Genomic DNA, 12,775 nt, shown 5'->3' with positions numbered 1-12,775 from the left:
TCGTGGTCGGCTGGCTCGTCGGGGTGAGATCCGAACGGGCGTCGGGCACCGTCGGCGTCGGCGTCGAATCGCCGCCGCCCAGCAGCAGCGCCACCGCGATGCCGCCGAGCAGCAGGCCGATGGCGGCGGCCGCGGCGATCAGCAGCGGGATGCGTTTGGCGTCGGCGGGGGCGGGGGGTGTGACGACGGCCGGAGCCACCTTGGTCGCGGTCGGCTCCGCGGCCGGGGCGGGCGGCGGTACGGCCGCGGCCGACCGGTCGACCGGGATGGCCGCGGAATACGCCTGCGCCATCGGATCGGGAGTGCGGATCGCGGGCAGCACGTCGGTGGCCTCGAGCGGGTTCTCCGCGTGACTGGGATCCGGCGGGGTGGTGCCCGCCGGGGTGGACAGCACCGCGTCCAGCGCACCCTGCGCGGCCGCGGCCGCGATCTCCCGGCCGGTCTGCGTGCCGGGCAGGATCGCCTCGCTGATCAGCACCACCGACCGCAGGCCCAGATAGTCCAGGGCATCACGCAGCGCCAGGACCTGCGCGGCGGGCCAGTCCGCGGGATGGACGGCGTAGAACTCGGCGGGACCGCTCAGATGCTCGGCCGCCAGATCGATCAGGCAGAACAGGGCCGTGGCCATCAGGTCCTCGCCCCGATAGGCCTCGCCGTCGTCGACGCTGATACCCGCCGGATCGCCGACCGCCGCGGTGAAACCGGTGATGGAGTGCGCCGGTCCGGCCGGGGGCTCACCGCCCAGCGCGGTATCGCCGTCCTCGGACATGTGCAGGACCGATTCACGCACCACGAAATACGGCTCGGACGGCTCGTCTCCGGGTTCGCCGCCTCCGCCTGTGACGATGGCCGCCAGGCATTCGTCGTCGGCGATTCGCAGGCCCACCCCTGTGGCCATCCTCGTTACCTCGCTCTGGTCCAATCCGGTTCGTACTCGCACCGCCTACACGAGCAGCGAACCGTGCCCCATGGCGCGAAGCATCGACAATAGCTCCGAACGCGACCCGGCCCCGATCCGACGTCGGATGCGCGCGACATGATGCTCCACCGTCTTCGCCGAGATGTACAGCCGAGCGCCGATCTCGCGGTAGGTCATCCCGAGCAGGACCAGCTCGGCGACCTCGCGTTCCCGGTCGCTCAACACCGGACCCGGGGTGGTGGTCACGGGTTCGGGGCGTTCGGTCCGGGCCGGGACCGCCGGATCGATCGGGCGTTGCGGCGGACGGGCGTCGGCGCGGATGGTGCGGGCCAGTTTGAGCAGTGCGGTGGAGGCCGCCGGATCACTGCCCGCCAGCGCCGCCTCGCTGGCCAGCCGGGCGGCATCCCAGCTCAACCCGATCTCGGCGAGTCTGCGCACCGCGGCGGTGACCCGGTCGCGGTCGACTTCCCCGCGCAGCACCAGGATCCAGGTGCGGCCCGCGTCGGCCAGGATGGCGGCGTGCGGATCGCCGGTCTCGGCAGCGGCCTTGAGCTGCTGGGCCGGGGGCAGCAACTCGTCGGGGCACATCCGGGCGATCGCCGCCTGAATCGCGTACCAGTGGAAGGCATTCGCCCACGCGGGCGGATTCCCCGAGCGGCACAACAACTCCCGCGCCCCCTCGACCAGTGCGGCGATCCGGCCCTCGTCGTTCAGCCGGATACCGGCCAGCCACAGTTCGCCGATCGGCAACAGCGCCAACAGATCCGCGCCGACGTCGTCGAACAGCGGGTGGGCGGCCTGCCAGGCGAGCGTCAGGGCGGTGTGATCGCCGCCGCGACGGGCCAATCCGACCCGAACGCCGTGTGCGAGCAGACGTTCCCGCGGCGGGAGTGCGGTGAGGTCCACCTGGGCGATCAGCGTCGCGGCGGTTTGTTCGTCGCCGCCGAGCATCGCGGTCCACGCCGCGAGGACCGGGTAGGCGTGGGCGGTGTTGCTCAGCGCGTCCGCCGCGCGCTGCGGTTCGCCCATGCTCAGGCACAGCAGGGTGGCGATGGATGTCGCAGTATAGGGGACCAAGCGGTCGGGGTCGGGGGAGGCGTTGTCCGCGCGGGCGGCCTGGATCAGTGACGATGCGGCGGAAACCGCTGCGGCGCGGCCGGAGTCGCTGATCGTGCGGGACAGGGCGTCGGCGATCAGGCTCGAGCGGGCGGTGGCCTCGGTCGGCGGCCACTGATCCGCCGAGGCCGAGAGTGCCCCGGCGGCTTCGGGATCGCCGGACAGGTACTGCACGCTCGCGCCGAGCGCCCAGTCGACGCCCACCCGGTCCGGTCCGAGCCAGCTGTACAGCCGGGCGGCGCGTGCGGCCAGGCCGCGGCGGGTCCACACTCCGGCGCAGATCCGCACCGCCGCAGCCAGATCCGTGCGCGGCACGGCCGGATCGGCCAGGATCGGTTCGGCCAGTCGCAGTGCGGTGTCACCGTCGCCGGTGCGGGCGGCGGCCTCGGCCCAGCGGATCGCGATGGATCGCCGGTCCGCGCCGCTGCGTTCGGCCGCGGTGTAATAGCGGACCGCCTCGTCGCCCGCCTTTTCCGCTGCGGTGCAGAGGAATTCGGTGAGCCGGGGGTCGTGGACGCCGGATTCGGCGAGCAGCAGGGCGGTGTGATCGCGCAGCAGACCGGCATCCAGACGGGCCTGCAGCAACCGTCGCTGTACGGTGAGGTAGCGGCGGTCGCCGACCAGCGTGCGCAGCGGGGCCTCCGCCGCGGCCAGCAGCAGATCGGCGTCGGTCACCAGTGCCGTCGCCCGTGCTCGATCGATGAGATCCCTTGCGGTGGAATAGTTCTTGCCCAGGATCTCGGAGAGTTCGTCGGGGTCCAGGCCGGTGCCGGTGGTGGCGACGACGAAGACGTCCAGCAGATCCGGATCGGCGTCCTCGAGCATCGAGCGCGCCCAGGCGGCGACGGCCCGGTCCACCGCGGCGATCCCCGCGTCGAGCCGGGTGGCGCTGGCCGCGGACAGCGTGGCGACCACGCCGCCGTGGATTCCGGCGGTCCGGCGATGCACGTGTTCGACGATCGCGCGCGGGGCCATCATGCCCAGCTCGCGGGCGAACGGCGCGATATCGCTCACGCCGAGCGGGCGCAGGTCGGTCACCCGGCCACGACGGGACACCGCGTCGGCGAGTGTGCGCAGGGCGGTGTCGTGCGGACGCGGGCGGGTCGCGACGATGATCGTGCCGCAGTCCGAACCTATTGCCGCGCTGAGCTTTTCCAGCTCGATCGGATCGAGGGTGTGCGCGTCGTCGAGGATCAGCACGGGCCGGGCGCCGGGCGCCAGTGCCTCGGCGACGGTGTCGCAGGTGGGGATGCCGCGGGCGCGTAGGCGCGTGCGCACCGCGCCGAGCAGAGTGGATTTGCCCGTCGCCGCGCGTCCGCGGATCAGGTGGACGAACCCCTCGTCGTCACCGGATTCCAGTTCGCGCAGGATATCTCGTGCCCCGGGCAGCGACTCGATCGCGACGGGGGGATTTCCGACCACCTGTTGACCGCCTTTCACTTGCCCGTCTGTGGAAGTATTCGACTCGGTGCCTGCAGGACGGTGCCGAGCGTGCTGCCCGCCTGGTTCAGCGGGTTGGTACCGGAATTGCCCAGCGGTGCACTGGGAACGGTCGGTGCGGCCGGGACCGTCGGTGCGGCCGGCGGCTGGATCGCCGGGACGGTGATCACCGTGACCGGTTGTTGCGCAGCGGTACTCGGCGACTGGGCCGAATTCGCCGGGGCCGCCGGGGATTGCGATCGGGGAGCGGCCGTGCCTGCCACCGGTGCGGCGTTCGCGGAGGCAGGGGCTCCGATTCGGGTGGTGGCCGAATTCGCCGCCGGTGCCGCGGAGGCGACTGCTCCCCCGGATGCCACGCTGGGCGCCGAGCTGCCCGCGGGGGCGTTGGTGCTGGTCGTGCTGCTCACGGTGGCAGGGGAACTCGTCGTCGGGGTGGTGGTGCCCAGTGCCAGCGTCCCGGTGGCCAGCGCCGCTGCCGCGATCGCCGCGACGGCGATCAGGATCACCCGACGTCGCGAGCCGGATCGGTCGTCGGTGGTGTCTTGCGGAAGTGCGGGTAGGACGGGGGTTTTCGTTGCCGCGGGGAGGTCGGGGACGGCATCGACCGATCCCTCGGGTGTGGGCCGCGCCGCTGCCGCGCTGTGCAGGACCGCATCGCCCGAGGCCAGGGCGATGGTCTGCGGAGCCGCCGACTCGGCGAGCAGTTCGGCCGCCAGCAGCGCCGCGCCCGACGCACTGGTGTGTGCCGGATCGTCGGCGGCGACCACCGGGATGCCGAATTCGGTCGAGATCAGCTCGGTGACCAGAGGAATCGCTGCGCCGCCGCCGGTCAGCAGAATCCGGCCGACCGAATCGCGATCCACCCCGGCCCGGTGCAGCACCTCGTGGATCAACTCCAGCGAGGTCGACAGGGGGCGGCGGAGCAGATCCTCGAGTTCGTCGCGGACCAGGCGGACGTCGCGGGCGATGCCCGGCAACCGGACCGGGATCGATGTGGCGGTATTTCCGGACAGTACTTCTTTGGCATTTCTGCTGCGCTGCCGGACAATGGCCAATTCCTGCTCGGCCGCCGGATCGAACGGATCGAAATCGTTATCACCCACGGCATTTGCCAGCACGTAGCGCATGATCAACTGATCGAATTCGTCGCCGCCGACCGCGGTGGAACGCACCGATTCCGCGCGCGGTCCGCCACCCGGGCCGGTATCGGCCACCGAGACGGTCAGGCCGGTCGCGCCCAGGTCGTAGACCACCACGATCGTGCCATCGGCGAGATCGTGTGCGGTCTCGAGCCAGCGCACGGCCGCCGCGGGTTCGGGAACCAGGACGACATCGCTGCGGCCCGCGCGGTCGAGCGCCTCGCGCTGGGTCCGCACCGCGTGCGGCGACCACCAGGCCGGAAATGCGGCCACCGTGCCGGCGGGGTCGATATCGCGCACCGCCGCGCCGATGGCCTCGGCGAGCAGATCGGCCGGGGCGAGGGCCCGCCCGTCGTCGGTGCGGATGTCCACCGGATCCCCGACCCGCGCGGGCAGGGTGCGTGCCAGATCCGGCGCCAGCCCGGGGGCCGTGGGCCGGGTGCGGGCGGTGAATCCGCTCGTCCGGCCGGAAGCCGCCACTGTCACGGCGACCGTCTGTGACGACCCGGCGGTGAGGCCGAGCGTCAGGTCCTGAGTCATCGGAGAACCCCTGTCGTTCTGAGCACGTTGTGCGGTGAATCGGCGAGTTCTGCGGTCTGCCGACCTAACGAGCCTTTCGGCCGCCGGGGAGCCCCCGTTACCGGTGTTCGGGGGATTGCGGGGAAATTCCCCTAATCGGCGACATACCCCCAACGCGACCGGTGTCGATATGAGGGGGTTTCACCCCGTTTCGCGTTGTCGCGGGGGTTTCTAGCGTCGAAGGCAATTCGACTACCGCGGATCACCAGGGTCCGCCGATCCAGGAGACGCGATGACCCCGAACGCCATTCTCGAATTCATCCTCGCCCTACTCCGCGACCACGAGGCCGCCACAGGCTACTGCATCAACCCCACCGAGGCCCTCAGCGCCGCCGGACTCGGCGCGGTCACCCCCGAGGACATCGCCGCCGTCGCGCCCATGGTCGCCGAATCGGCCCTGGTTTCCGGGGGCGATCAGCTCGCGGCGATCATCGCGGCAGGTTCCGGCGCGCAGGTTGGTGGGAGCGTGGGTGCCGGTGCCGGTGTTGGGGCTGGTGCTGGTGTCGGGCTCGGCACTGGTGTCGGAGTCGGCGCGGGACTCGGTGGAGCTCTCGGCACCGGTGCTGACCTCGGTGCGGGACTTGGTGCCGAAATCGGTGCAGGCCTCGGAGCAGCCGCAGGTCTGGGCACCGAAGCCGCCGCCGGACTCGGTGCTGCCGCTGGACTCGGCACAGAAGCCGCACTCGAGGTTGGCGCAGCTCTGGGCGCAGCCGCCGCCGGCCTCGGTTCGGGCCTCGGAGCAGGTGCCGGTCTCGGGGCTGGTGCTGCTGCCGGTCTGGGCGCTGAAGCTGCTGCCGGACTCGGTGCGGTCGCCGGTCTCGGGGCTGAAGCTGCTGCCGGACTCAGCGCCGAAGCCGCACTCGCCGCGAACGCCGCCGCGCAGTCCGCCACCGCCCTGCAACTGGGCCTCGGCGTCGACACCGCCCTCGGAACCGCCGCCGACCTCGGCACGCAAGCAGCGGCCGGCCTGACCTCGGCAACCAACCTGGTCTCCACCGGAGATCTGACCGCTGCCGTCGACACCGGCCTCGAGTCGGCTGCGAACCTGGGCACTGAGCTGGGTGCCGGGTTGGGGTCGGTTGCGAACCTGGGCACTGAGTTGGGTGCCGGGTTGGAGTCGGCCGCGAACCTCGGCGGTGCGCTGGGTGCCGGTCTCGGGACGGCCGAGAATCTCGGTGCCGGGTTGGATTCCGCCGCGGGTCTCGGCGGCGAGTTGAGCACCGAGCTGGGCGCCGGTTTGGAGTCGGCTGCCGGAGCGGATGCGACTGCGGCGCTCGCAACCGGTCCGACCGGCGGAATCGGTGCTCTGGCAGGTGGCGCGGCAGCACTCGGCGGTGCGGTGAACGGAACCACCGGTGCGCTGGCCGATCTGCGGGGAGCGGCCGATACCGCGGCTCAGATCGGTGCAGGCGCGAATGCGACTCTCGACGCGGCGAATGCATTGAACATGGGACTCGGTGCGGACGCGACCGCATCGACCACCGGCCTGACCACAGCCGCGGGTGATATCGCCGAGCTGGGCGCGCAGGTCGGAACGGGACTGGCGAGCGGGCTCGCATCGCAGGTCGGCGGTGCTGTGAACGTCGGAAGCGAGCTGTCCACAGGTCTGTCGGCTGCGGCGAATTCGGTACTGCAGGCTGGGGATGATCTGTCCACAACCTTGTCGTCGAGTGCGGATTCGGCATTGTCGGCGGGGACCGGGTTGTCCACCAGCCTGTCGACCGGTGTGGATGCTGCGGTGCAGGCGGGGACGGAGTTGTCGTCCGGAGTGGATTCCGCTCTTTCTGCCGGGAGTGATCTGTCCGCAGCGTTGTCGGCGGGCGCGAATTCCGCGGTTGCCGCCGGTACGGATCTGTCGACGGCGGCCGAATCCGCGGTGCAGGCCGGTGGTGGACTCTCCACGGCGCTGTCGGGTGGCGCTCACTCCGCGCTGCACGCCGAGAGTGGGCTTTCCGCAGCGTTGACGGGGGCCGGCGATTCGGGATTGCAGGTCGGCAATGGGCTTTCCGAGTCCCTGTCGTCCGGGGTGGGCTCTGCGGTGCAGATCGGAAGCGGTCTGTCCACAACGTTGTCGACCGGTGCGGACTCGGTGCTGCACGCGGGTGATGGCCTTTCGGCCACGTTGTCGGCTGGTGCCGAGTCGGCCGCGGACGCGGGTGGCGGGCTTTCGACGACGTTGTCGTCGGGCGCGGATTCGGCGTTGCATGTGGGCAGTGGATTGTCCACGACGTTGTCGACGGGTGTGGATTCTGCGGCGCACGTTGGAAGTGGTTTGTCCACAACGCTTTCGACCGGTGCGGATTCGGCTGTGCATGCCGGGAGTGATCTGTCCACAGTTGTGTCGTCGGGAATGAATTCGGCGGTTTCGGCTGGGACGGGGTTGTCCACAGGGCTGTCGGGTGCGGGTGGGGCGACTGTGCACAGCGGTGGAGATCTGGGGGTGTCCGATACGGCGGGGACGGCGCTGCATGCGGGGACCGGGCTCGGGGCGACCGTGGGCGGCGCGACCGACAGTGCGGTGCACAGTGCGTTGGGAGTCGGTGGAACCACCACTGCCGCGGCGAATCCCTGGACGAGTGTGGATGTTTCGCATGCGTTCGGGAACGGCGTCGATTCGGCTCTGGGCGCCGCGACGCACAGCACGATCGACAGCACGCTGAGTGCCGGTGGGAACGGCTCCCTCGGTGGCGGGCTGGATTCCACGCATACCGCGGGCACGGGGTTGTTCGGCGATACCACCGCCGCGACGACGACCGAGACGCATCCGGGTGTGGATATCACCGGCGGATTGCTGCACTGAGCGGAATACGGCGAGGAGAGCGGGCAGCAGATATGGGAACTGTGGTGGTGGACGAATCAGCATCCGGCACAACGGCATTGCCGTTGCGGAACCTACTGGCGGAGACGATCGCGGCCGCGCGGGCCGCGGATCGGGGCGATCTGGTCGGACGGCTGGAGACGCTGGCCGAGCGGGTGCGCGATCCGCGGCGCCGGATCGTGGTGGCGGGCCTGGGAAATCAGGGCAAGAGCCAGTTCGTCAACGCGCTGTTGAATCTCGAGATCAGCCCGGTGGGTGATGACGCCACCACCACGGTTCCGCTGCTGTTCGCGCACGGGCCGCAACCGCAGGCCGAGGTCGTTCTGACCGGGCCGGACGGGAGTCCCGCGCAGGAACAGCGAGTTCCGGTGCCGCTCAGCGAAATTCACACCGTCACTCCGCATTCGCACGGACGGGCGGCGAGGCTGGAGGTTCAGGCGCCCAATCCGCTGCTCGCGGAGGGCATCGTCCTGGTGGACACCCCGGCCGTCGGCGGCCACGGAAGCTTCGGCGCGGCAGCGGTACTCGCGATGGCCCCGGCCGCCGACGCGGTACTGGTCATCTCGGACGCGTCCACCGAACTCACCGAACCCGAGGCCGACCTGCTGCGGCAGGTCGCCGAGCTGTGTCCGGCCACGGCCCTGCTGCTGGGCAAGATCGATCTGTATCCGCACTGGCGGCAGATTCTCGAGGCCGATCGGGAACACCTGCAGCGCAACGGTATCGACGTGCCGATTCTCCCGGTGTCCGCGCTGCTGCGCAGCCACGCCCTGCGCCTGCAGGACGAACAGCTCGGCCGCGAGTCGGGTTTCGGTGAGCTCTACGACTTCCTGCGCGAACAGGTGGTCGCGCGCGGACGCGAAGCCACCCGGCGGGCCGTCGCGCTCGACATCTCCGCTGCCGCAGAGCATCTGGCCCTGGCCCTGAGCAGTGAACTGGTCACGCTGAAGGATCCCGAGCGCGGCGAACTGGCCGTGCGCGAACTGCGCACGGCCAGGACCCAGGCCGAGGAACTCTATCGACGCACCGCGGCCTGGCAGCAGACCCTCGGCGACGGCATCACCGATCTGACCGGCGATATCGACCACGACCTGCGCGAACGTCTCCGGAATATCGGCCGCACCGCCGAGGACTGGATCGACGAGAACGATCCGGCCCGGCACTGGGACCGCATCGAGGAGTGGCTCACCGCGACGACCGATACCGCCATCGGTGACAATCTGCTGTGGACGCACGCGCGGGCGGTCCAGCTGGCCGAACGGGTCGGCGAACATTTCCTCGAATTCGGCGGCGTGGAACTGCCCGCCTTGCGTCAGGGCCTGAATCCCACGGACGCGGGATCGGTGACGCTCGCGGATCTCGAACCCGACCTCGGCCTGGGCCACAAACTCCTGGTCGGCATGCGCGGCTCCTACGGCGGCATGGTGATGATCGGCCTGGCCAGCACGGTCGCCGGGCTGGCGCTGATCAACCCGTTCTCCCTCGGTGCGGGTGTTCTGCTGGGCGGCAAGGCATTCCGGGACGACAAGCGCGAACGCCTGACCCGCCGCCGAGGCGAGGCGAAGACGGCCGTGCGCCGCTACCTCGACGACGTCAGCTTCGAGGCGGGCAAACAGTCGCGCGACCGCCTGCACCGCATTCACCGCCTGCTGCGCGACCACTTCACCGGGATCGCCGACCGCAGCCTCCGCTCGATCAACGACTCCCTGCAGGCCACCCAGGACGCTGCGGGCATGGAGAACGCCCGCCGCGCCGCCCGCTGCACCGAATTGGAACAACAATTGCGGACCGTCGCACAGTTGCGCCGCAATGCCGACGCGCTGCTCCCGCCGGGATGACCTACCTGCTGCCGCGCTCGGGACCGCGACAGCGGCTCGGGTGCGGGTACGCCGGTGTGATCCCTAGGATGATTTGTGTGGTTCGTAGCGAATTCACAGCGGCGCTGGTTACTGTGACCGCGTGAATGACGAGGTCGAAGGCGTGCGGCAGGGGATCGTGCCGGAGGCGCGGGCACTGCTGGCGGCCGCGCGACGGGCGTTCGGGGGGCAACCGCACGTGGCGGGGCTGTTGGACGACTGTGCGCGGCGGCTGGATCAGCCGTTGCGGGTGGCGTTGGCGGGACAGCTGAAGGCGGGCAAGTCGACGTTGCTCAATGCCCTTGTGGGACAGGACATCGCGCCGACCGACGCGACCGAGTGCACCCGCATGGTCACCTGGTATCGGCACGGTTCCACGCCGCGGGTGGGCGCGATATCCGCGGACGGGGCCCGTGCCGACGTCGTGGTGCGCCGCCGGCCCGGCGCGGACGGGCTGCCGGGCGCACACGGCCTGACCTTCGATCTGTCCGCACTGCGCTGGCCCGCCGGTGCGCAGCGCGAGGTCGACCATCTCGCGGTCGAGTGGCCCGCCGCAACGCTGGCTCGCACCACGATCATCGACACCCCGGGCATCTCCTCGCTCTCCCGGGCGGTCTCGCGCCGGACAGAACGACTGCTCGCCGACGAGACGGCCGATGACACGCTGCCCGCCGCGGACGCCGTGGTCTATCTGCTGCGTCGGCTCGACGCCGCGGATATCGGTTTCCTGGAGCAGATCGGCACGGGCGAACACGGCCCGCTGGGCGTGATCGGCGTGGTCTCGCGCGCCGACGAGATCGGTTCCGGCCGCATCGACGCGCTGCATTCCGCGCGTGACGTGGCGTCCCGATTCGCCGGTGAGCTGGAGCGAACGGGCTTGTGCCAGGAGGTCATTCCGGTCGCCGGGCTGCTCGCCTTCGCCGCGGCCACCTTGCGTCAGCGCGAGTTCGACGCGTTCGAGGCATTGGCCGCGGTTCCGGCGGACGATCTCGGACTCGCCCTGCTGTCCGCGGACCGATTCGCCGGTTCGGATCTGCCGCTGCCCGTGCCGCCCCCGCTGCGCGCCCACCTGGCCGCGCGATTCGGACTGTTCGGAATTCGCCTGGCGGTCACATTGATTCGTCTCGGCGCACGCGACTCATCGTCACTGGCAACGGAATTGACCAAACGAAGTGGTCTCGAAGAACTACGCACCGTACTCGATGTGCAATTCGCCCAGCGCGCAGATCAATTGAAGGCGCATTCGGCCTTGACCGGACTGGCTCGAGTGCTGACCGCACATCCGGGCACCGCCGCCGATCAACTCCTGCCCCGCGTCCGCACACTGCTCGCCGACGTGCACGGCTTCGCCGAACTCCGCCTCCTGGGTCACCTCCGCACCGACGAATTACCCTTGCCCCCAGAGGATCTCACCGAACTCCACCGCCTCATCGGCGGCACCGGCGTCGCCGCCCACCTCCGCCTCGGCCTCCCCCCGGATGCGACCTCCCGCCAACTCCGCGACCAAGCCCTGTCCGCGGTCCGCAAGTGGCGATCCCGCGCTGCCCACCCCCTCGCCGACCAATTCACCGCCACCGCTTGCCGCACCGCCGCCCGCAGCGCAGAGGGCCTACTCGACCTCCTGCAAGATCCGCCCACCACCCCGTTCGCCCGAATCACCCCACCCCGCTGATCCGAACACGCTCACGAAGCGGCGGGGTCGATCAGGATCTTGGCGTGCTGGTCCGGGTGGGCGAGGGCGGTGAAGGCGTCCTGGACGCCGTGCAGGCCGACGGTTCCGGTGATCAGGGGCGCCGGATCGACCTTGCCGTCGGCGATCATGTGCAGGGTGTCGCGGAATTCGCCGGGGTCGTAGCCGAAGGCGAACTGCAGGTCGAGTTCCTTGTTGATGGCCATGGCGGGGCGGAAGTGGTCGGTCTGCATGCAGACGCCGACGACGACGATCCGGGAGCGCGGCGGGGCGGCGGTGACGATCTGCTCGATCATGCCGGGAACGCCGACGCATTCGAACACCACCGGACCGGCCGGGTCCAGACGGAGTGTGTGCGCCATCCGGAACAGGTGCCACCAGGGCAGATTCGGGACGCGACGCAGTTTCCCCATGGCGTCGAAACCGAGGTTCAGAATATCGGTGACGCCCTCGATCCGGCCGGTGCGCGGGCCCGCGGTCCAGGGCTGTTCTATCTTGGGATCGACCACCGCGTCCGCACCGCAGCGCGCGGCCAGTTCGCGGCGGCGCGCGGAGAAGTCGCTGGCGACGACGGTGTGCACGCCCGCCGTCTTCAGCATCGAGATCACCGCGAGACCGATTGGACCGCAACCGATCACGAAGGCAATTTGCTTCCTGCCGATCCGGCTGCGGCGCACCGCGTGCCAGGCCACGGCCATGGGTTCGGTGAGGGCTGCCAAGTCGTCGGACAGGCCGTTCGGGATCGGGAAGGCCATCGATTCCTGTACCAGAACCTGTTCGGCGTAACCGCCGGGCGCGGCCTCGGACAGTCCGGTCAGCTGCGGCTGCCGCCCGGTGCGCAGGATCGGCAGGGCGACCATCCGGGTGCCCGGCTTCCAGCGATTGCGGCAACCGCGACCGTAATCGACTATCTCCCCGCAGAATTCGTGCCCGAGCACGACCCGCTGATCGGACCGCATGAACCCGTCGTACCCGGTCGCGACGGCCAGGTCCGCGAGTTCGTCGCAGTGCACCCGAGCATGCAGATCCGATCCGCAGATCCCACACCGCCGCACGGCGATCACGGCTTGCCCCGGACCGGGTTCGGGCGCGGGGATTTCGGCGACTTCGAGCTCGCCTCGGGAACAGACCACCGCCTTCATACCCGAACCGTACCGCGCAGCCGCGCGGGCGAGGTCGACTTCGCGCTACCCGCGGACCGATCCGCTGCCGGTGCAG

General features: G+C 70.4%; 7 protein-coding genes. 3 read left to right on the top strand and 4 right to left on the bottom strand.

All coding sequences use genetic code 11. The annotated features are described in order from the left end of the window. The 3 genes from ON40_RS52210 to ON40_RS31610 form a co-directional block, all read right to left on the bottom strand. A partial coding sequence (locus tag ON40_RS52210) for a hypothetical protein (RefSeq protein ID WP_040828712.1) occupies window positions 1-898 on the bottom strand: 898 nt, incomplete at its 3' end. A gap of 45 nt (window positions 899-943) precedes the next feature. Then, the gene (locus ON40_RS31615; protein ID WP_040828711.1) at window positions 944-3,457 is read right to left on the bottom strand and encodes a LuxR C-terminal-related transcriptional regulator; all 2,514 of its coding nucleotides are present in this window, start codon (window positions 3,455-3,457) and stop codon (window positions 944-946) included. 14 nt (window positions 3,458-3,471) lie between these two features. Further along, entirely contained in the window at window positions 3,472-5,154 is a 1,683-nt protein-coding gene (locus ON40_RS31610) for an Hsp70 family protein (protein ID WP_051193805.1), read from the bottom strand. A gap of 271 nt (window positions 5,155-5,425) precedes the next feature. On the opposite strand from ON40_RS31610, the gene ON40_RS31600 reads away from it, so the two are divergent. The 3 genes from ON40_RS31600 (at window position 5,426) to ON40_RS31590 (ending at window position 11,539) form a co-directional block, all read left to right on the top strand. After that, entirely contained in the window at window positions 5,426-7,993 is a 2,568-nt protein-coding gene (locus ON40_RS31600; protein WP_157186484.1) for an IniB N-terminal domain-containing protein, read from the top strand. 32 nt (window positions 7,994-8,025) lie between these two features. Further along, entirely contained in the window at window positions 8,026-9,849 is a 1,824-nt protein-coding gene (locus tag ON40_RS31595) for a dynamin family protein (RefSeq protein WP_040828689.1), read from the top strand. Window positions 9,850-9,970: 121 nt separating this feature from the next. Further along, the gene (locus ON40_RS31590; RefSeq protein WP_281033083.1) at window positions 9,971-11,539 is read left to right on the top strand and encodes a dynamin family protein; all 1,569 of its coding nucleotides are present in this window, start codon (window positions 9,971-9,973) and stop codon (window positions 11,537-11,539) included. An 11-nt stretch (window positions 11,540-11,550) separates the two neighbouring features. Here the strand turns inward: ON40_RS31590 and ON40_RS31585 are convergent, their stop codons facing one another. Continuing rightward, the gene (locus tag ON40_RS31585; RefSeq protein WP_040828688.1) at window positions 11,551-12,699 is read right to left on the bottom strand and encodes a zinc-binding dehydrogenase; all 1,149 of its coding nucleotides are present in this window, start codon (window positions 12,697-12,699) and stop codon (window positions 11,551-11,553) included. Between the last annotated feature and the right edge of the window lie 76 nt (window positions 12,700-12,775).

Origin of the sequence: Nocardia jiangxiensis NBRC 101359 (genome assembly GCF_000308615.1) — a bacterium.
Classification (GTDB): domain Bacteria; phylum Actinomycetota; class Actinomycetes; order Mycobacteriales; family Mycobacteriaceae; genus Nocardia; species Nocardia jiangxiensis.
This window is presented reverse-complemented; position numbering and strand designations above follow the sequence as displayed.